This window comes from Haloferula luteola (assembly GCF_014201715.1).
GTDB lineage: Bacteria > Verrucomicrobiota > Verrucomicrobiia > Verrucomicrobiales > Akkermansiaceae > Haloferula > Haloferula luteola.
The window spans coordinates 76862-98426 of sequence record NZ_JACHFD010000004.1; the positions used below are offsets into that span (position 1 = coordinate 76862).

At 49.4% G+C, this 21565-nt stretch carries 18 protein-coding genes; all 18 read left to right on the top strand.

Annotated features, from left to right (window positions below):
- Positions 1-14 precede the first annotated feature (14 nt).
- The 18 genes from HNR46_RS05105 (at position 15) to HNR46_RS05190 (ending at position 21481) form a co-directional block, all read left to right on the top strand.
- On the top strand, positions 15-2225 hold the full coding sequence (locus tag HNR46_RS05105) for a polysaccharide biosynthesis tyrosine autokinase (RefSeq protein ID WP_184016450.1): 2211 nt from the start codon (positions 15-17) through the stop codon (positions 2223-2225).
- A 322-nt stretch (positions 2226-2547) separates the two neighbouring features.
- Positions 2548-3003, top strand: coding sequence for a GbsR/MarR family transcriptional regulator (locus tag HNR46_RS05110; protein WP_184016452.1), 456 nt, complete (start codon positions 2548-2550; stop codon positions 3001-3003).
- 251 nt (positions 3004-3254) lie between these two features.
- Entirely contained in the window at positions 3255-4667 is a 1413-nt protein-coding gene (locus HNR46_RS05115; RefSeq protein ID WP_184016454.1) for a UDP-glucose 6-dehydrogenase, read from the top strand.
- A gap of 114 nt (positions 4668-4781) precedes the next feature.
- Complete coding sequence (gene gmd, locus HNR46_RS05120; RefSeq protein ID WP_184016456.1) at positions 4782-5897, top strand: GDP-mannose 4,6-dehydratase; 1116 nt, start codon at positions 4782-4784, stop codon at positions 5895-5897.
- Between the two features lie 325 nt (positions 5898-6222).
- Positions 6223-7683 carry an oligosaccharide flippase family protein gene (locus tag HNR46_RS05125; protein WP_184016458.1) on the top strand — a complete coding sequence of 487 codons (1461 nt, stop codon included), beginning with the start codon at positions 6223-6225 and terminating at the stop codon, positions 7681-7683.
- Positions 7680-8609, top strand: a complete 930-nt coding sequence (locus tag HNR46_RS05130) for a polysaccharide pyruvyl transferase family protein (protein ID WP_184016460.1) — start codon at positions 7680-7682, stop codon at positions 8607-8609. Before HNR46_RS05125 ends, HNR46_RS05130 begins: the two co-directional genes overlap by 4 nt.
- Positions 8610-8613: 4 nt before the next feature.
- Entirely contained in the window at positions 8614-9918 is a 1305-nt protein-coding gene (locus HNR46_RS05135) for an O-antigen ligase family protein (protein WP_184016462.1), read from the top strand.
- Complete coding sequence (locus HNR46_RS05140; protein ID WP_184016463.1) at positions 9908-10816, top strand: glycosyltransferase family 2 protein; 909 nt, start codon at positions 9908-9910, stop codon at positions 10814-10816. Before HNR46_RS05135 ends, HNR46_RS05140 begins: the two co-directional genes overlap by 11 nt.
- A complete protein-coding gene (locus HNR46_RS05145) occupies positions 10813-12042 on the top strand; it encodes a glycosyltransferase family 4 protein (RefSeq protein WP_221285022.1) in 1230 nt (409 codons plus the stop codon). The genes HNR46_RS05140 and HNR46_RS05145 overlap by 4 nt, the downstream gene beginning before the upstream one ends.
- Positions 12039-12599, top strand: a complete 561-nt coding sequence (locus tag HNR46_RS05150; RefSeq protein ID WP_184016467.1) for an acyltransferase — start codon at positions 12039-12041, stop codon at positions 12597-12599. Before HNR46_RS05145 ends, HNR46_RS05150 begins: the two co-directional genes overlap by 4 nt.
- Positions 12596-13741, top strand: coding sequence for a polysaccharide pyruvyl transferase family protein (locus tag HNR46_RS05155; RefSeq protein ID WP_184016469.1), 1146 nt, complete (start codon positions 12596-12598; stop codon positions 13739-13741). The genes HNR46_RS05150 and HNR46_RS05155 overlap by 4 nt, the downstream gene beginning before the upstream one ends.
- Positions 13742-14111: 370 nt before the next feature.
- On the top strand, positions 14112-15515 hold the full coding sequence (locus HNR46_RS05160) for a Coenzyme F420 hydrogenase/dehydrogenase, beta subunit C-terminal domain (RefSeq protein WP_184016471.1): 1404 nt from the start codon (positions 14112-14114) through the stop codon (positions 15513-15515).
- A 6-nt stretch (positions 15516-15521) separates the two neighbouring features.
- Entirely contained in the window at positions 15522-16091 is a 570-nt protein-coding gene (locus HNR46_RS05165; protein WP_184016473.1) for an LbetaH domain-containing protein, read from the top strand.
- 18 nt (positions 16092-16109) lie between these two features.
- A complete protein-coding gene (locus tag HNR46_RS05170; protein WP_184016475.1) occupies positions 16110-16949 on the top strand; it encodes a glycosyltransferase family 2 protein in 840 nt (279 codons plus the stop codon).
- A gap of 139 nt (positions 16950-17088) precedes the next feature.
- Positions 17089-17589 carry a VanZ family protein gene (locus HNR46_RS05175; RefSeq protein ID WP_184016477.1) on the top strand — a complete coding sequence of 167 codons (501 nt, stop codon included), beginning with the start codon at positions 17089-17091 and terminating at the stop codon, positions 17587-17589.
- A gap of 297 nt (positions 17590-17886) precedes the next feature.
- On the top strand, positions 17887-18708 hold the full coding sequence (locus HNR46_RS05180) for a WecB/TagA/CpsF family glycosyltransferase (protein ID WP_184016479.1): 822 nt from the start codon (positions 17887-17889) through the stop codon (positions 18706-18708).
- A gap of 210 nt (positions 18709-18918) precedes the next feature.
- Positions 18919-20298, top strand: coding sequence for a sugar transferase (locus HNR46_RS05185; protein ID WP_184016481.1), 1380 nt, complete (start codon positions 18919-18921; stop codon positions 20296-20298).
- A 271-nt stretch (positions 20299-20569) separates the two neighbouring features.
- Positions 20570-21481 (top strand): hypothetical protein, encoded by a 912-nt coding sequence (locus HNR46_RS05190; RefSeq protein WP_184016483.1) that lies wholly within the window; start codon positions 20570-20572, stop codon positions 21479-21481.
- The last annotated feature ends 84 nt before the right edge of the window (positions 21482-21565 follow it).

Below are 21565 nucleotides of genomic sequence, written 5' to 3' on the forward strand. Positions count from 1 at the left end.
CTCACCCTTCTGCCATGCCCCGCCGTTCCATCCGCTCCCACGAAGATTCTCTGGAATTTGAAGATGAAGATGTGTTTGAGCGTCATTCAGTTGCTCAGCAAGAGCGACTTAGGCGCCTCATAATCGACCTACTAGGTCGGTGGTATTGGATTGCGCTAGGTCTCGTCTTCGGGATTCTCGCAGCTCTCTACTTTCTGTCGAAGGCGCCGAAAAAGTACGAGGCCAGTTCTCGCATTCTGGTGAAGCAGAGCACTGGGGCTGTGATGAACAGCAAAGATCAGGTTGAAGAAATCGATCTGAGGACGGACGAGGCGCTCAATACCGTCGCTCAACGCATCAAGCGCCCAGAATTGTTGAAGCGTATTGCTGCTGACGATTCGATTCGCCAGCTACCTGGTTTGATTCCTCCGCCTGTTCATTGGCTACCTACATGGGCTGAAAACTGGGTTGGTGGACCTGACGAGGAAGGCGCCGACGAGGTGCCGTTACCGGACAAGCTATGGAAAAAGATCTCTCTTTGGGTCGAAGTGTCTCCGAAGCGTGATACGCGCTTGTTGGATGTTACGGTAACTCATCAATCTCCTGAAGTTGCCCAAGCTTTGGCAAATGCAATCGCATTGGAGTTCAACCGCGAATTGACAGGTGATCGAGCTGAAGGTCGTACCTCTTCCTTTGATATCTTGGTTAAGGAATCGGAGGCTGCTCGTGGGCGTCTTCAGAAGGCTCAGAATGCCTTGGCCAACTATCAAGGTGTTTTGGATACGCTAAAGAGTTTGGAGGAGAAAGAGGCGGTTGCTCTAGAGCTTTCGCGGCGATACTTGCCGAAGCACCCTAAGATGATGGCGGCTCAAAGCGAATTGGAGACTTTCCAAAAGCGCTTCCTTTCCGAATTTGATTCCGTGCGGAACGCCCAAGCCGACAAGGATTATTGGCAAAGCACTCACGACGAATGGGATCAAGCTCAAGGTGACCCGAATGAGCGATTGCAGACGGCTCGTCGATTGTTGATCGCTCGCAGCAGTGTGCTGGAGAATGAAATCGAGAGTCAGACCTCTGTCTTCAATAGCATGCTGACTCGCATGCAGGAGAGTGGTATCAATCAGCAGGCTGTAGAGTCGGAGATTGATGTCGACAGTCTGGCTACTTTACCTGAACTCCCTGTGTCACCCAAACCGGTGCTAGTATTGGCTGCAGGGATGGTTGTTGGCGTAGGGGGGGGGTTGATGATCGCATTGATTTTGACTCGTCTGGACAACAAATTTCACACGGTAGCACAAGTGGAGTCCGAGACCTCGAAGACGGTTTTGGGTTCGATTTCCCAAATGAAGGAAGGCGTACTTGAGGGAATTGTTTCTAAACAGGAAAAGAAGACAGGGATACCTTCACCAAGTTATGAGGATGAGTGGGATCCAGTACTTGCATTCCGCCGCCACCTTTCGGAGACAAGTTTCGCCGAAATGTATCGAGTTTTGCGTGCTTCGATCACTTTGTTGGGCGACGAGAAAAAACGCAAGGTCACGGCGTTTACGAGCTCGCTTCCAGGTGAAGGGAAGACGACGACCTCGGTGAACTTCGCCCTGGCGGCGGCTGGTCAGGGGAAGAAGGTGCTGCTGATTGATGCGGACCTGCGGAAGCCAGCCGTTCATAAGACACTGGGATTGAAAAGAGATCACAACGGCAAGGGCGTCACGGAGATTCTTGCCGGCCAGACGACGCTGGAAGAGGCGGCATTTCCACTTCCTGGGGTGGAAAATCTCCATGTGGTGCTTTCTGGGGTGCGTGCGCCCAATCCTGGGGAATTGCTCAGCGGGATTCGGTTGGAGAAACTGCTCGCGCAGGCCACTCAGTATTTTGATGTGGTGGTGCTTGATACCGCTCCGGTGCTGGCGGTTCCTGATACTCGGATCATTGCCCCGCAGGTGGACAATCTGTGCCTGGTGATTCGTGCCAACTACACGCCCAAAGGCGCGGTTCGTCGGGTGTTGGAGGTTTTAGAGGAGGGCGGCACCCCTCCATCTGGAGCAATTTTTAACGGCTTTTCCGAGAAGCGCCGCTTAATCGGCGAGAACTACTCCTACGGCTACTACAAGTATGGAAAGTATGGGAGTACTGGTAGCTATGGTTACGGTTCCTACGGAGGCTACGGGGCCTACGGCTCGGATGACGACGACACGCCTCGCAAGAAGAACCGCAAGCGGAAGAAGCGGGCGACGAGTGAGGCGTGACATCTCGCTTGTTGGCTACCTTCGGATGGTCGAGTTGGCTGCTCCGTGAGAGAGAAAGATAGCGCCTTTTAGTCTCTTGATGGCTGCGGTTTTGAAGAGTGGCTTTATCGATGATTCGGAGGCGTTTGGGCGGCCAGCACCCCAGCTGAAGGGCGGTTGAATGGAGATTCGATCCTCCGGGAGTGACATTTCGTTCATTTTGTTCGGAATGTCTTGAACCTTCGGCACGCACTTTGCTTTTTTCTCGGCGTTGCCTGAATCGACATCTCCATCTTCATCCGCACTGGATGCTGTCGCATTGATCGCCGAGTATTTTTGCCGCATGGCCGATACCTTGGGCATGCCGAGGTCGACGGCGCTGATTTATCAGACTCTTTTTCTCAGCGACGAGCCGTTGAGTTTCACGGAGATCGTTGAGCGCTCGGGCTTGAGCAAAGCCAGCGCCTCGACCGGCTTGAAGCTCTTGGAGCGAACCAAAGCGGTGGAGACTGTCGTCGTTCCAAGTTCTCGAGGTACTTACTATCGAGCGGAGCTTTCGCTGAGGCGCCTTGCCTCCGGTTTGATCCAGGAGAGCCTGGTCCCGGGTTTCAAGACCGGGAGGGAAGTGCTTGAGCGTTTGCCGGCTCTGGAGGAGGCCGCCCATCCAGTGCTTGTCGAACGAATCGGTCGCCTGCTGCATTGGCACCAACTCGCGCAAGATTTGGTTCCTCTCCTGGCAGGGTTTGGAAATCAGGAAGAGAGTTTCCCTGAAACATCGCCGTCATTGCCCACCCCCTAAGATGCACCTCGAGTTCGCCCCCCTCATTCTTGGAAATTTCCGTGATGACTGCATTTGCTTGAGATTCTCCCGGTTTCAGCGTTACACGCTAATTATCAGCGGATTTAAACATAAATCTGAACTTCTTTAACCAAGGTTTCTTTCTCATTATGAGGGAGATCGACCAAAGGCGGTAGCGTCGATGGAACTTGTTGAAATCGATGACATGCCGCTCATTTCTAACACACAATTTCTCAATCTCTGACCGATTCATGAACACCACGAACACCAGCCCTTTTTCCCCGGTGAAATCTATTTGCTGCCTCGGTGCCGGTTATGTCGGCGGGCCGACCATGGCGATGATCGCTGCCAAGTGCCCTGACATTCAGGTCACAGTCGTCGACCTGAACCAAGCCCGGATCGATGCCTGGAATTCGGAGGTTCTTCCCGTGTACGAACCGGGTCTCGATGAGGTGGTCAAGGAAGCCCGGGGTCGCAATCTTCATTTCACCACAGACCCTAAGTCCGCGATCCAAAAGTCGGATTTGATCTTTGTCTCCGTGGGGACGCCGACCAAGTCCTATGGCATTGGTGCCGGTCGCGCCGCCGACCTCCGCTACATTGAGTCGGCGGCCCGGTTGATTGCCGAAGTGGCGGAAGGGCCGAAGATCATCGTTGAGAAGTCAACGATCCCGGTGAAGACCGCGGAAGCGATCAAGACCATCCTCGCTGCGAATTCCAAGGAAACGGCGAGCTTCCAGGTGCTGTCCAATCCGGAGTTCCTCGCCGAAGGCACCGCCATGGAGGATCTCAATGCTCCCGACCGGATTTTGATCGGTGGCGAAACCACTCCCGATGGCGACGCTGCCGTCGAAGCACTGGTTTCGGTCTACGCTCACTGGGTTCCCCGCGAACGCATCATCACCACCAATCTGTGGTCTTCCGAGCTTTCCAAGCTCGTCGCCAACGCCTTCCTGGCGCAGCGGATTTCTTCGATCAACTCGATCTCGGCACTGTGTGAAGCGACCGGAGCGGATGTCAATGAAGTGGCGAATGCGATCGGCACCGACTCGCGGATTGGGCCCAAGTTCCTCAAGGCCTCGGTCGGATTTGGTGGGTCCTGTTTCCAAAAGGACGTCCTCAACCTGACCTACCTTTGCGAATCCTTCGGTCTTCCGGAGGTCGCGGAATACTGGCGCCAGGTGATTCACATCAACGACTGGCAGAAATCCCGTTTTGTGGAGAAGATGGTGCGGACGCTCTTCAATACCGTCACCGGAAAGAAGATCGCGATTCTTGGTTTCGCATTCAAGAAGGACACCAACGACACCCGGGAGTCCGCGGCCATTGCGGTTTGTCGGGACCTCCTTCTCGAAGGGGCGCGTCTCGCGATTTACGATCCCAAGGTGGACCCCGCGACCATGAAGGCGGACCTCGCTTATGGGGGCATCTCCAGTGAACTGTTCGACCGAAACGTCGAGATCGCCCCCGATGCCTACGCGGCCTGCGATCAGGCGCACGCCATGGCGACCCTGACCGAATGGGATGAGTTCCGAACCCTCGATCTGCCGAAGATCTACGATTTGATGTTCAAGCCCGCCTTCGTGTTTGATGGAAGATCGATTCTTCCGCTGGAGGCCCTGAAGGCCCACGGCTTTGCGCCCTTTGTCATTGGCAAGGGCTGATTCCGCTCCCCTGAGCCCGGTCGAATTCCGTCCGGGCTCCGTTCCTCCCGACCCAGCCCCCCACGGAGTCGGTTTTGCTTCTTCACCCGAACACTCACCGCCTTTCCCTATCTCATGAAAAAAGCGCTCATCACTGGCATCACAGGTCAGGACGGCTCCTACCTTGCGGAGTTCCTTCTCGAAAAAGGTTACGAGGTGCACGGCATCAAGCGCCGTGCTTCGCTCTTCAACACCGAACGGGTCGATCACATCTATGAGGACCCGCATGTCGAACATGCTCGGTTCAAGCTCCACTACGGGGACCTGACCGACACCTCCAACCTGACCCGCATTTTGCGCGAGGTGGAGCCCGACGAAGTGTACAACCTCGGTGCCCAATCGCACGTGGCGGTGTCCTTCGAAGCGCCGGAATACACTGCGGATGTGGATGCCATCGGCACCCTGCGCCTGCTCGAAGCGATCCGCTTCCTGGGCCTGGAGAAGAAGACCCGGTTTTATCAAGCTTCGACCTCTGAGCTGTATGGCTTGGTGCAGGAGATTCCCCAGAAGGAGACCACGCCCTTCTACCCTCGCTCACCGTATGCGGTGGCGAAGATGTATGCCTACTGGATCACGGTGAATTACCGCGAGTCCTATGGGATCTACGCGTGCAATGGGATTCTCTTCAATCACGAGTCGCCGCGTCGTGGCGAGACCTTCGTGACGCGGAAGATCACCCGCGGCATCGCCAACATCGCGCAAGGTCTTGAGAGCTGCCTCTATCTGGGCAACATGGACTCGCTGCGTGACTGGGGTCATGCTAAGGACTACGTGCGGATGCAGTGGATGATGCTGCAACAGGAGCAACCTGAGGACTTCGTGATTGCCACGGGCAAGCAGATCTCGGTGCGTGAGTTCGTGCGGATGTCGGCGCTGGAAGCCGGGATCACGGTGGAATTCAGTGGCGAGGGAGTGGACGAGCACGCGACCGTCACGGCGGTGGCCGGCGAGAATGCCCCCGGAGTGAAGGTGGGAGACGTGATCGTGCGAGTGGACCCGCGCTATTTCCGTCCTGCGGAAGTGGAGACGCTGCTGGGCGATCCGGCGAAAGCGAAAGAGAAGCTGGGCTGGGTGCCGGAGATCACGGTGGAGGAGATGTGCGCCGAAATGGTGGCGTCGGACCTGGACAAGGCGAAGCGCCACGCGCTGCTGAAGTCGCACGGTCACCACGTTTCCGTGGCCAAGGAATAGCCCAAATCAACCTGCCGGGCCAACTTCGTTGGGTTGGCTCGGAAACATTGGAGACAACACGACTGAATCGTAGGTGTTGTATTTTGGCACTCGCTTGCGCAACACCCCCAGATTGACCCTCAATAGCCACTAGAGCTCTCAGAACCACATTCCAACAGTGTGCATAGCTCCTCCAAAAACGAAGCAACCCAAGAATTACCTAAAGCTTGAGGGAGAGTCCCAACTCGGGGAAACAAAAGACTATTTCATACTACATCTCAGAACGTACACTGTACACTTGCCCGTCAACCTCTAGGGAGTTTAAGGGAAGTTATTAGAAGGCGCTATGCACAAGCTCTTAAAGTCCGATTTCGCAAAAAACGTCAAATATGCTGGCGTGGCGAGGCTTTTCCAAATCACCTCCAACATCGTCATTCTTGGCTATGTGGTGAAAGCTGTTGGCCTGGAACAATGGGGGATTCTTACCTACTCCCTGTCTGTTGTGACGGTGCTCTCATTGCTCCAGTTGAGCATTTCGGCTGCGGCCGCCAAACGTTTAGGAGACTTTTTCCACGCTAGAAACTTCCAAGCGTTCAATCAGTACCTCTCTGCGACGATCTATTCGATCGTTGCACTGGTGGGCATTTTAGCTAGCATCTTCATTGGAGTATATATCTCTGGAGCAGCAAGTCACTTCGAAGGTGATAACCAACAAGCATTCCGCCAGGTGTACCTTGCTACGGCTACGAACGCTCTGCTCCAGATCATCGCTCTTCCGGCAATCGCCGTTCTTCAGTCACAGAATAAAACTCATTTAGTGTCGAAAGCGACATTGATGGGAAACATAGTTCGATCGATCTTAGTATTTAGTATCTTTCCGTGGTTCAAAGAAATCACGGTCTATTCGATGATCCTGGCGACCGAATCCCTCTCAGTTTTGTTAGTCGTCTGGTATCAATCAGTCAAATCCCTCCATGAGATCCCGGTTCAGCTGGTTAAGGTCTCAATGAGATTTGTTTGGGACATGCTTTCATTCAATTTATTCAACCTCTTGAATAACTTGGTGTATATATTGTTCATTCAGGCTCCGGTATTTATAATTTCTCACAAATACGGGAATACAGCCGTTGGGGTTTACGGATTGGGGGTTCAGCTGAATTCAGTTATTAGACAAGCCATTAGTGTATTTGTTGTTCCGCTGACAGCTCAATTCAATGTGTGCAACGCCAAAGGAAAACATAATGAGCTTCTGAAAATTTATCAGGTATCGAGCTTAGTGTTTGTGTTTGCCGCGGCGGCGCTCGTCGTGAATGTCCCGTATGCTCAATGGGGTCTACATAAGTTTCTGAATGTTTCCTACGAAGAGCTCGACTTTTTTTCATGGTTTATCGTATTTATAGCTGTTTCCATTCTTCATCTCCCTTCATCATTACTCACAGTTACCTTTGAAAAGGTGAAAACAACTTCATTTGTAGGGTTGGCTTCAGTTACGCTTATGGCGTCCGTTCTCCATTACATGGGAGGTGAAGTGAATCATGTAGGTATATCGATGGCTCTATTCTTTCTCATTTATGATCTTTATCGAGTTCACTCAATCAGGAAGGACGTCCATCCAGGAACAAAGAGAAATGATCGCGATCACTACATCCGCTTCACTACATATGGAGTGATGATTGTATCGATCATTGCCACGCAGTTCGGCCGATCCATGATTGTTCCGTTAATTATTGACTTCATCTTGGGGGGGCTAATCTTCCAGGTTCTCCGTAAATATCTTAAAACAGCAAAAGTGACGCAACTTGTATGAACTACCTCTACGCAAATCTGCTCCCGTCGATCAACTATGGTGACTATATCATCGAGCTGGCGACGCAGAAGGTTCTAAAAAGGTATCTTAGTCCAGAGGACAAGCTTATTCCCTTTTACTCGAAAGGCACGGAACCACCGGACTACAAGGAGGGAAGTAAACTTATTATTCCAGGATGTACCCAACTTACTGTAGGACAGCACAAAGCGCTCAATTTGATCGATGCTGAAAAAGTGCGGAGTTACTGCATTGCAGGATCCCTTTGGTATAAGAAATTTAGCCCAGGGATTCTCCTTCGTCACCGAATTATTGGAAGAAAGGGGGTCGATCCTGATATGTCTATTGTTGATAAACTCTCAGGAATCGTGGGATGCAGAGACTCGTTCACCTACCGCTTTCTAAAGCAAAAGGGAATTTCGTGCACCTATACCGGTTGCCCAACACTTTTCATTTCGGACTTTAAAGAGGAGAACTCAAATGGGTATGTTCTCTTTTCCTTCGGGCGGGACAAGTTTTACCGACAGGTTTGGTATGGAAATCAGCTAAAGAAGATGGGTCACAACGTCGTAGGAATCGTACACGAGCGTCGTGATTATGAAAGGGCCCGAGCTGCAGGATGGAAACTGCCACTCATCGAGTTCAACGATGATGTTCAGCTCTATCTTTCATATTTTAAGAATGCGGAGTTTGTCGTCACTGGACGACTACATGGAGCTCTTCCGAGTTTCAGCTTCGGTAAGAAGGTGTTCTACTTTGGGACGAATGATACTCGGACATCAATTCTAGGAGATCTTGGAGTGACCATTTTTGAGCACCATGAAATCCCCAAAATGGCGAAGTTGGCTGGGAAAATTCAAAATAGTCGAGCTCTCGATATGTTCCAGGAAAACACGGCCAGGGTAATGGAGGTGATCACCCAATCGTAAGGTAATGTTTGTTATCCCTCTTCTTATCCTTTGTGCGATCTTAAGTGTGCTGATCGGCAGAAAATGCCAGGTTAGTGTGCGAGAGGGTATTGTCGCCGTTCTGATGATGTTTCCAATGCCTCTATCAGAGGTTGTAGGATTCCACTTTCCTGTGTTCATCTCAGATTTAGTTCCGTTTCTTCTATTTATTGTCTTTTACCGAAGATTTCCTGCAAACATCTTTAACGATCGAGTATCGCAAATTGCCTTCTTGCTACTTATTGTAATCCCATTCACAAGCGTTGGAGCTTCATTGATTGTTCAAAATGCTGATGATTCGAGACATTACCTATATTTATATCGTAAGGCCGCCGCATTTGGTTTCATTTATATTGCGGCAAGAAATTATCGTGACATCAATCCAATTCATATAATCAAGGTTGGTTGCATCTTTTGGGCCTTTATTTCTTTAATGGGTCTTCTAAACTATCTAGGGATATATTCCCTTCCCTCCTACATCGAAGAAAAGGATGATGATGTAAAAGGATCAGCGTTTGAAAGTTATAAACTGGTCAGAGGATTCTTGGCATATAATCGAGGCGCAATTGGTCTTTATGGATGCATCTTTATTGTCTTCGTATTTTGCAAGCTTGTTATCTTGAAAGTTTCACCTGATCCGAAATGGATCAAGATAGTTTACGTAATAACGGCGCTAGCTTCAATGCTTAACATTATTTTTTCGGGCACTCGAACTGGTGTGATCGTCGGTGCTTTTGTGCTGTGCGTGTTGTTCTTTCAGTATTCGTGGGAGCGTAAAACGATTAGCATTGGTGCAATTGCAATCCTAGCGGTATTAGCGATATCTGGATATTTCGTGCTCTCTCATCTATCACAAAACAGATTTACCCAGATTGAGTCTGATAACAGCCTAAATGCACGCACAGTTATTCAGCGTATTGCAATTGAGCATTCATTTTCGAACGTAGGCTCCTTTTTGATTGGAAATGGAATTCGGCCGTTCGCGAAAATAAACCCAGCTGGCTTCACCCATGCTCATAGCGAATACTTTGATATTTTATATTTAAACGGTTGGTTTGCGCTCGTATTCTATATTTCCTTAAGCGTAATATTCTGGTTCAGTTTTGGACGGAATCAGGAAACAAGATATATTTTGCGAGGGATTCTAATGGTGGGCGCAATTTTCGGGCTAACTATTGGACATTATATGGTTACTGAGCCTCGTTTGGCGTCCCTCAGTCACTTCCTGCTATTTTGTTACTCTCTTGCATACTTTCGAAATAAAAACCGCCTTGTGAAAAATGACCGTTAGCATTGTTATTACAACTAAAGACCGTAAGGCGGAATTGGAGCGTTGTCTCGAATCGTGCGTTGATCTAAAAGGTGTGGATGAAATCCTCGTCTACGATGATGGCTCTTCAGACGGTACTTATGAGCTTGTCAGCACGAAGTTTCCTAAAGTATCCCTATATCGTGGAGAGACATCTCTTGGCCTTATCAATGCGAGAACAAAATGTGCAAGTTTGGCGATAGGTGATATTCTTGTGTCAGTTGATGACGATTGCATTTTTGACGATACTGATACCATCGAAGAAATTATCCCCTATTTTGAACCAAATTTGGTAGCTGCTGTGACAATACCTTGTACTGATGTTCTGATCAATCCAGACAAAGTCACCCAAGCGGGAAGAGGTGACCAGGATCGACTAGTACTATGTTCACAGTTTCGAGGATGTGCTCACGCCCTAAGGAAGGACGTGTTTCTAAGTCTTGGTGGATATTATAAGGGTTTGGTAAGGCAAGAAGAGGAGACGGATTATTCGATTCGACTGTACTCTCGTGGGTATTTCGTTAGAATGGCAAGTTGTAAGAGGCCTATTCTCCATTATCATTCACCGGTAAGAAATTACGACATGATTTCATATTATCGAATGCGGAATCAGCTGATAATTGCCTATCGATTGACTCCGACATTGATCGTGATTCCGGTCATGTTTGTTCAGTTTATAAGCACCAGTCTTTTCGAGATGAAGTCAGGTCGCCTTAGGATGAGCATCAAGGGCGCCGTGGATGCTATGAGGCAAATTATAAAGGGCGACGTAGATCGCTCTCCTGTCCCGCTACGAAGATTTTTCCTATATAAAAAGCTTAGGAGTCAAGGTCCTACTGACATGACGAAACAGTTGGGTGCTGTCGTAGGTGTTGGATGAAAGGGAAATCAGACGATACCATGGACCAAAAAATCGAAAAAATAAGGATTTGTCTGATATATCATTTCTTCCCTCACTACCGAGCAGCCGTAATTGAGGAGCTTGCGAAAGCGTGGGATAACGTGCGTTTTGTCGCATCGGATGATGCTGAACCGTTGGGATATGGAATTCGTCCTTTGATACCGGATGGGGATTTTAATGCTGTGGCGATCCGGCGTGTCTTTGGGGCGAAATACTGTTTAAAGGGATTGGGCCGCTTGATTCCCTGGGGACGTGGAGGGCATGCAATATTCCTCGGGGATATGAATTGTGTTTCTACGTGGGTTTATGGGTTTCTTCTCCGTGTTACCGGAACTAAGGTTTATTTCTGGGCGCATGGTTGGCTCCGTGAAAATGAGTCATTTACGAAAAAGCAGTTGCGAAGGATGTATTTTAAGATTCCCCATCGGGTATTTGTTTATGGAAGGAGAGCAAGGAGAATAGCAGTTGAAAACGGCTTTGAACCTGGGAGAGTGCATGTTATTTACAACAGCCTACAATATTCATTGCAAAGGCAGTTAAGGGAGAATGCGTCGAGGCTGGAATGCCGAACCGAGTTGAGACAGTTATTTGAATTTGGAGATCGGGATGGGAAAGTACTTCTTTGTTCGGCCCGGATGACTCCAGTCAAGAAGTTTGACCAAGTTATTCATGCTGTGTCCAAACTTTCGCAAGATTTTGCAATTGGGGTTGTCTTTGTCGGTGATGGACCGGAGAAATCTCAACTTGAGCTTCTTTCAAAGGAGCTTGGAGTTCCCTGCAGGTTTTTGGGGGCATGTTATTCCGAGCCCGAGCTTTCCCGTTATTTTATTGGTTGTGACGCGGTTATATCACCTGGGAATGTTGGGCTGACAGCGATGCATGCAATGGCCTACGGTACCCCCGTGGTGAGTCATAGCGATCGGGACACTCAGATGCCAGAGGCAGAAGTCGTGATTCCAGGCGTGACGGGTGAACTCTTTGAGAAAGACTCCGTTTCATCATTGGCTGATGCCATTAGACGTGTGGTCAGTCGAAGCGAAGAGGAAGTCAATTTTCAGGCGAGAGCGTGTATTTCAATTATAGAAACATTCTATAATGCGAGTCATCAAGTGAAGAAGATTATGGAGGCAATATCGAATGTCGATGAAGACGAGAGCATTCGGGACGACATTTCGATCGATGAACTTAATGGGCTAAAAGCATGAGCAAACCAACTCTTAAATGGCTATTGATGCGCCTTCGCTGTTGGAGATTCCATTTGAGGCATATTTCTGACAGTGCCTATATTGCTAAGGGGAAGCAGTCGATTCACCGGTCTTTGGTAATGGAAAGCTTTAGCTACCTTGGTCCTGAGAGTATTGTCGGCCCGAACGTAAAACTTGAGGCATATGCAATGGTAGGACCTCGAGTTTCATTCGTCGGTGATGATCACGTATTCACAAATGTGGGGTGCCCTACGATTTTTTCTGGCCGACCGGATTCGGTGAGGGAGACGATCGTCGAAAGGGATGCTTGGATTGGCTGTGGGTCGATTGTTCTGGCCGGCTGTAGTATTGGTGCAGGATCTATTGTGGCGGCTGGTTCAGTTGTTACAAAGCCTGTTCCTCCCGGTGTTATTGTTGGCGGAACGCCGGCAAAGTATATTAAAGATCGATTTCATACGAGTGATGAGTGCTCTTTACATAACAGAGTAATCGAAGAAGGCACGGTAAAAGGTGGCGGGCACTATGTGGCGCCCTCATCCCCATTTAGTAAATCATGAAAATTGGTATTGTTACGTTTCACTTCAGTGATAATTTTGGGGCCGCACTTCAGGCCTATGCGCTTCGTGCATTCTTGTTAGAGGAAGGGCATGATGCTCGCTTTGTAAACTATTCGCCTGCGCATGTAGAGAAAGGAGGTCGATTTAGAATTGGGTTCTCAAAAAAGACATGGATCGCAAATTTGAAAGTTGCATATTTGAAGTTTAATGCAATCAGGTCTGAGAGATATGGGAACACCACACAGAAGGAAGAATTTTCGACTTTTAGGACTAAGTGGCTTGGATTGAATGGTCCTAGATATGATTCATTAGAAGATCTTAGGCAAATCAGCGAGCACTTTGATCTTTTGATCTGTGGGAGTGACCAGATTTGGAGCCCTTCTGTTCAAGAGGGATTGGATCCAGCCTATTTTTTGGACTTCGGTGTCGAACCGGTACGTAGGATATCGTTCGCGGCTAGCTTTGGATCCGCCACTATAGATTCACTTCGAGAATCCGGTGCGACTCAGCTTATGGCGAAGTTGGACTCTATTGCTGTACGTGAGAAGAACGGTGTTGGTTTAGTAACGCAGCTTACAGGGCGTGTTGCTGACTGGGTATGCGATCCAACTTGCTTATTACAGAGCTACGATTCACTAATTGGCTCAGTGGAGAATGAAGGTGAGAATGGGCACGTCTTTTGTTATGCTCTTCGTAGTGATCAGGGCGTAAGGGAGGTGGCTATGAGCGTAGCAAATCTTCTGGACACGAAGTTGATTGCACCAGCTAACCCCTTCAGTCGGTGGAGTGCTATCGGTGAGACAAGGTACCCCGGACCTGCCGGGTGGCTTTCGTTGATCAGTAGATCGAAGTTTGTTGTAACTAATTCATTCCACGGGACAATGTTTAGTGTTCTCCTACGTAAGCCATTTATTGTAGTGGGGTTGCCGGGCAAGAAGGTTGGATTGAATGATCGAATGATTTCATTGCTTGAAAGATTGGGCTTGTACGACCGATTCCTTCCGGCCGGAGATCCGGAGTCCGCAATGCATCTTTTGAGCAAAGAGATTGATTGGGATGCGGTTGGTGTGAAATTGGCAGATTGGAGAGATTCCTCAATCGACTATCTCCGTCGTGAGATCAATCTTTCAGCTAAAAAATGAGAGGATGGAGATTGCGATATTGGCTCTATTAAGTCCTAATAATTAAATCCTCTCGTGAACAGTGAAATTGGTTTTCATAGTATTACTAAATATAATCCATTGGCGAGTATGATTCACTCATTAGTTGGGGTGCAAATTATTTTGACGATTGAGTACGATCGCATTTTTGCGAATCTTTAAAATGATTCCTATGTTGAGTCCGATGACAACTCTGAAGTTCTCTGGTGAAGGTGATGTTCCTGGGTGCTCAAATAGTTCCCTTTAGGGTCGGCTCGGATGTCGATATTTTTTAAGCTGGGGAGGCATCAAGCTTGAATTCATATTTGCGTGAGTTCGCGCATAGAGTACGTAAAGTTAAAATTTTTAAGATATGGAAAGACGCAAAAAAACAATCATTGATGTTGTCAAAGGTGGATATTGTGTCGGGTGTGGGGGATGCGCCTATGCTGGTGGCTTTGAAATGAAGCTCAACAAATACGGTGAATTCTTACCAGATCTATCAAAATATGAAGAGTTAGCCTCAGACGTTCCCAGTAAAGTTTGTCCGTTCTTGAACGAAGAGTTGAACGAGGATAGGCTATCCGAGCGATTTCTTGATCAATCCCAACATCGCAGTGATAAAATTGGAGCTTACATTGGCCTTTATGGAGGTCATGTTGTGGAGTCAAACTTTAGAGATGCTGGTACATCGGGTGGTTTTGGCACCTGGATTGGTGTTGAACTTATGAGGAAAGGGTTGATCGACGGTGTGATCCATGTTGGTTCCCGGGAGAGGGCGAACCAGGAAGGTCCATTTTATGGTTATACTATTAGTCTCAATCAAGACGAGGCTCGTGCTGCTTCAAGAACTAAGTATCATGTAATCGAGTTTTCTGAGGTGCTCAAGTTGGTGAAGGCGAATCAGGGGAAGAGATATCTTTTTGTTGGTCTTCCTTGCTTTGTAAAAGCTATACGGAGGATTCAAGTCTACGATCATGATATGAGGAATGCAATTGCATATACTGCATCATTGGTATGTGGGCACCTAAAGAGTTCGAATTGGTCTCTATCACTTGGATGGGGATGCGGTATTTCTCCCAAAAATTTGGTTGGTATAAAGTACCGAACTAAGGGCGAGGGGATCCCTGCCCGCGCGTATGTTTTTACGGCCTATTCCCAGGAGCGCGAGATAGTTAAGGACTCTGCAAAGGTGGTTGGTGGGAAGTTCAATCAAGGCGCATTAATGCTAAATGCCTGTAATTTTTGTGATGATGTGGTTGGGGAAACTGCCGATATTACCATTGGCGATGCTTGGCTTCCTCGGTTTGAAATGGATCCTGATGGCAACAACATGCTTGTAGTTCGCAATGCTGATATCTTGGGTGTCATACTGGATGCGAAAGCTGAGGGTAGAGTTAGCTTGTCAGAGCTCTCAGAGAAGGAGGCGATAGACGCACAAGCAGGTGGATTTAGGCAACGTCGAGAGGGTCTATCGATTCGGCTTGAGGAAGCAGATAAAAAGGGAATCTGGAGACCTGAAAAGCGGGTCTTGCCTGGTGAGTATAGGGTCCCAGGACTCAGGCGTGAAATCTATCGGAGAAGGGCGAGTATTTCAGTGGTATCCAGAGAGGCATTTTCCGATGCAGTAGATGACGATGACTTTTCCATTTACGAAAGGCGCTTAGGATTTCACTTGCGTGTATTGAGGTTTCTAGAAATTTTGAGTTCGCTACCAAGAATTCTTCGGAAGAAGGCAGCATATTTGACTCTCAAGTTCTTTCCGAATCGACGCTGAAAGCATATGAATACTCAAGAAAGAGAACATCAATTACCGAGGACTACGGATGTTCGTCATCGATTTCCATTAAGGATACAGGTCGCCAGAGTGATCTGGGGAATTGCTTTTGTGTTATTCTATAGACCATTCGCAATTCGATTATTTCGGAAGTGGCGTGTCCTTATTCTTCGTCTATTTGGGGCTAAGGTCAGTTGGTCAGCAACAATTCATAGCAATGTCAAGATTTGGGCTCCTTGGAATCTTGAGGTTGGGCCATTTTCGTGCATCGGCCCTGAAGTCGACTGTTATAACCAAGGGAAGATTGTCATTGGGGCGAACTCTACAATATCTCAGAAGGTTTATCTGTGTGCCTCAAGTCATGATTACACTTCGCCATCTCATCCGCTGACACTGAATCCAATTTCGATCGGCTCACGGGTCTGGGTGGCGGCGGATGCCTTCGTGGGGCCTGGAGTTATGATCGATGATGGTGTTGTTGTGGGTGCGCGAGCAGTGGTGGTAAAGTCGCTTGATAGTTGGAAGGTGTTTGCGGGTAATCCGTGTAAGTTTGTTAAGGAGCGGAAGTTTATTTGAGTAAGCCTATTTAGAATAATGTCAGTTTCCATCTTAATATTGACGAAGAATGAAGAGAATGATCTGCCAGGATGCCTTGAGTCTGTTGGTTGGTCAGATGACATCCATCTCTTTGATTCATTCAGTACGGATCGTACAGTAGAGATTGCCGAGTCTTTCGGAGCCAAAATCACTCAGAGAGTATTTGATAATTGGTCAGCTCACCAAAATTGGGGTCTAGCGAACATCGATTTTAAGTATCCTTGGGTATTGTATATTGATGCTGATGAACGTGTTTCTAGAGGGTTGCGTGACGCTGTGTTGAATGGCGCAAAGAACGATCGAGTTGAGGCAGCATTTCGATTGCGACGTCGTGACTTTTATCTTGATGGGACGTGGTTGAAACATGCACAGATTTCTCCATTTTATTTGAGGCTTTTTCGCCCTGAGCGGATGCGATACGAGCGATTGGTGAATCCGGTATCTGTCGTTGATGGAGAAATTGGTGAAATTGAAGGATATTTAGATCACTACCCCTTTAGTAAGGGTATTGGTTTCTGGCTCGAGAGACATATAAAATATTCAAACTTGGAGGCTCAAACGATTCATGAAAATCGTATAAATGGAGCTAGGTTTTCTTTGTGGAAGGCCTTTTTTGAGAGGGATTTTACGGAGCGTCGATTTCATCAAAAGGAGCTATTTTATCGAATTCCTGGACGTCCATTCATGAAGTGGTTCTATATGATGTTTGTTCGCCGTGCATTTCTTGATGGGAGGGCCGGGGTTACCTATGCTACGCTGCAGTCCATATACGAGTACTTTATTACGCTAAGGCAGAGGGAGCTTTCGCATGCTAAGCGGAAGCCTTCGGATTCGTGATATTGCGTTCTTTTGCAAAGAGAATTATTTGAGTGTCGATCCGTCTTTCAATTTCAGAGTTTTAATGCTATTTGAAATATCTATGGCAGGCGCGTTTTTTGGGATTCTGGCATTTCGTCTGCGGTAGGTGCTGACTTGGATGGATTTCTCGAAGATTTGTAGTTCGGTGCACGGTGAAGGCGGAGCTCGATTCTGGAAGGTGTTGGCATGGAGTGTCGGAGTAGCTTTCATTCTGGTCCTGTTCTTTTTCAGTTGGATTCCGGATCCCGCGTTGAATCGGATTCGCTGGCTTTCAGGGCTTGGGGCCTGGGCGGATCGGCATGATCAATTGCGGACGGCCGTTCCCTTGGTTTTTGTGGGGGTGGCCGTAGGGGCCTTTTTGGTGGCGGGGAAGAAGGGCTGGAAAGCCTGGCTGATCGCTCTGCTGGTGCTTCGGGAGTTGGTGATGCTCGCCGAGTTCGGGCAGCTGTTTCTGCCCAAGCGCCACTGCGATCCGGTGGACGTGGTGTATGGCACCTGTGGGGCCGGGGTCGGACTTGCGCTGGCTTGGGTGGCGGGTCGAATCCGGAAAGGGTGGCGAAAGCGTGGGCTGTCGTCGGCGTCCCAGGCTGTGGATGGGGCGGTGGTTTCCCAAGAATAGCGGTCTTTTTTCCGGTCCTTGAGCCCGAAAATCCGGGGAGCCCCGGTTGGGCCGAAGAAAAGTTTGGAAGAATTGCCGAGAGGAACTCGTCTACGTAGAGCGATATGCGTGAGTTCCCGGAGTGGGGGCGTCCATCCGTGATGGGGAGCGCTGAATCTGGCTTGGCGATTGCTGATGGGGGTTCTCGCATCTTTGCCACGGCTTTCTCCTTGATCGAAGTTAGGGGTTCCTCCATGGCAAGCGCGGAATGCATCGCGAACCCCGACTCGCGGCCCACTGAACTTCGTCCCTGCTCTTATGATCGACTCCGCCTCCGAAGATGGTCCTTCGATTTTCGCCTTTGGCATCCGCTTCTGGAATGGAAGCTGTGAAAAATTGTTGGTGGAGATGGATCAACGTGGCGGCGTGCTGACGGTTCCGTCCGCCCCTTCCCTTGGGCAGGCAGGGGATGACGCCTTTCTGATGAAGGCCTATCGCAGTGGCGACTGGTCGGTGGTGGACGGCGGTTACAGCGCGCTGATTTTGAGAGCCATGGGAATCATGGTGCGGCGGATCTCCGGGTTGCAGATCATGGAGAAGTCGGTGGCGGCAGAGGAAGACTGGGTCGTGCCGATGCGCCAGCGAAAGATTCTGTGGGTGATGCCGACGGACCGGGAGCGGGCGCGGACCCGACATTTGCTCAATCAGCGCGGCTTTTCACCCGGCAATCAACATTACTATTTGGCTCCCTACTATCAGTCGGATGAGCAGTTCCATGATGAGGAATTGATTCGTCAGGTCCGGCAGTTTCGACCAGACTGGATCATCATTTGTCTCGCCGGGGGGCGCCAAGAAAAATTGGCTTATCACCTGCGTCAAATCGATTGGTCTCCTGAGGAACTGGCTCACCGTGAGCGAGGGCCGGCGATTTTGTGCACGGGAGCGGCGATTGCGTTCTTCACGGGGGGCCAAGTGGCGATCCCGAAATGGGCGGATCGGCTGTATCTCGGCTGGGCGTTTCGGGCGTTCAAAGACCCGAAGACGTGCATTCCTCGCTATATCAAAGCGTTCTGGCATTTTCCCTTGTTGGTTTCCAAGGAGAAGGTGCGTGGCGGGAGCGTGCCAACGGCGGCTTCCTGATTCTCATGAGGCCCTGAAAGCGCTCGTCCTACGTGAAAGATTTCTTGTTTGAAATGAGCGTCATTGATATTTGACGCCTCCTGAAATTCGAAAGAATTCATTCAAGGTGACTCGAAAAACCGGGCTACTGGTCACCTTTCTGCTGTCCCAAACTGCCCATCCCAACCCTTCCGTCCTTCCGTCCCCAAAACTTCTTACCCTTGCGCGGCCATGATCGATTCCCGAGAACGAGGCTTGTTTCAGCTTCTAGTGACCTTTCAGGTTCTAGGTGCTATGGTGCTATTTACGATCTCAAGTTGGGTGCTCCTGGCACTCGCTTATGGTCAAAACGTGCCCATCCACGACTATGCCAAGTACGGTCTGGTGGTGGTGGTGGCCTTGGTCTTTGAAGCCGTTTCCCGACCGGGCTATCTGCGTCCGGGTCCGGGGAAGATGCGCCGCAACGCCGGTGCAGTTTCCCGCCGCCAGTTGCTTTGGTCGGTGGGGGCGATGGTGTCGCTGGCACTGTTCTCCCGGGATGACACGATTTCGCGGGGTTTCTTCGCCGTGTTCGGGGTGGTGCTGTTCGGTTTCCTCTATCTGACGAACTATCGGATGCTCAACTTCCTTGCGGAGGTGGGGAGCAAGCGCCTGAAGAACTGGAAGTTGCGGGCCATGATCCTGGGGCCGCGGGAGTGGTGCGATTCGGTCGGTAAAGAAATTGGATCTCTTTCTTCCCTGTTGGACATCAGAGGGATTCATGCGATGGAGGATCACGAATCCGACCCGGATGCCTGCGTGCGCTTGGCCGCGGAGACCGATGTCGATTTGGTGGTGATGCCACCGCGGCACATGCCCTACGATTTGGTGGCCCGGATGATGCGTCAGGGTGACAAGTTGGGTTATCGCTGCTGGATGCCCCTGGAGATCACCCGTCGCTATGGCCGCCGCTTCGACCTGCAGCGGATCGGTTCGTTGGACGTACTGACGCCCCCCACCGAGCCGCTTCAGAACACCCTCAATCAATTCCTGAAGCGCCTGTTCGATATCGCGGTGAGTCTTCCGGTGGTGGTGTTCGTTTTGCCTCCGCTGTGTGCGATGGTGAAGCTGATCCACTGGAAATGGTCACGGGGTCCTTTGTTTTTCATGCAGGAGCGAGTGGGCATCAACGGAACCAAGTTCCGGGTGATCAAGTTCCGCACGTTGCATGTGGCGAATGATCAGGAGAGTCGTCAGGTCTCCAAGGGCGACTCGCGGGTGTTCCCGGGAGGCAATCTGCTGCGCAAGCTGAGCATCGACGAGATTCCTCAATTCCTGAACGTGTTGTTCGGAGACATGAGCGTGGTGGGCCCCCGGCCTCACATGGAAGCTCACGACTATGAGTTCCGCGAGATTTTCGAGCGTTACGGCGTGCGCCGCTATGTGAAGCCGGGTGTGACCGGGTTGGCCCAAGCCAAGGGCTTCCGTGGTGAGGTGAATCGGCCGCTCGATTTGCGTCACCGGGCCCGTTTGGATGCCTTCTATGTGGCCCACTGGGATTTGGCGATGGATGTGGCGATCGTGTTCTGGACTTTCGTCAGCGTGATTCGCCCGCCGAAGACGGCTTACTGATTGACTGACGGTCCTGCTTTTGACGATCTGAGATTGAAAAGGTATGTCTATATACTCGAAGAATGATGTTAGCCTCGCGCTTCAGCGTTCTTGAGGAAGGTCTACGTGCTTGCTAATGTTTAAGTGGTCGCGGGCAGAATTACAATTCAAATAGCCCTAAGTGGTTGAGGTTTTTGTAGATTAAGCAGGGTTGATGATATAAAAATATGCCCAACGAAATGAATTTTCAAAGTTTCGGTCATAAGGAATACTATAGAAGGGAATATACTCTGTGAAAAATTGGAGAGGAATCAAAGTTGCAGCATTCGTTTCATGTGTTCTTGGAATTGGCGGTGCTTTTCTTGTTGAGGTTGCTGTGCGCGCAAGCGGGATTACCAGCACGGTCATTTATGACACTGATAAAGAAATCGGTTATATCCCAAAAGGTGACCAAGATGGAAAGTTTTCGAATAAAGCTGAATGGCATGTAAATTCTCGAAACATGAGTTGCTCTCAGGAATGGTTTCCGAATGGAGAGAAAGATCTCTTATTGGTGGGTGATTCGATCGTGTGGGGGGGGAACCCAATTGACCAGAGTGAAAAGCTTGGCGATTTGCTTCAAGGCGACTTCCCTTCTTGGAAGATCTGGCCAATCAGTGCGGGTAGTTGGAGCGTGGAGAATCCTCAGATATGGATGGACCGAAACCCCGATATTCTGGGTGAAGTGGATGCACTCATTTGGATCGTTAATTCTGGCGATTTATACACGGCAACTCAATGGGAATCGGAGCTTACACATCCGCGAAGTATGCCGATGTGGAGGAGTTGGTATGCATACAAGAGATATGTTTATCCTCGGATTTTCCCAAAGAAGAAGTCTCCTTTGAAGCAGCTGACATCGGATAAGCCGATTTTGCCTGAGGTCGCCGAGCGGTGGGGGCGTAGAATTGAGAAGATTGACAAGCCTACGCTGGTGGTGTTTTATCCAAATAGAAGCGAACTGGGTGAAAGAAGTAATTACGAAAAGTTTGTTTCAGTTTCAAAGAGGTTTCTTCCGAATAACGCAAAGGTGTTTGAGTTGGCGGGAATCGATGGATGGAATGAATCATGCTATCGGGATGAAATTCATCCTTCAGTTTCAGGGTATAGAAAGCTCGAAGAATTGATTTCAGAAAGAATAAGATTGAACGGGATTGCTGAATAAAAGCCTCTCAATAGAGGTTGTCATTGAAGCGCTTTTTTCTTGATGAATATCAATGGATGATATGTTTCATATGAGAGGTTGAAG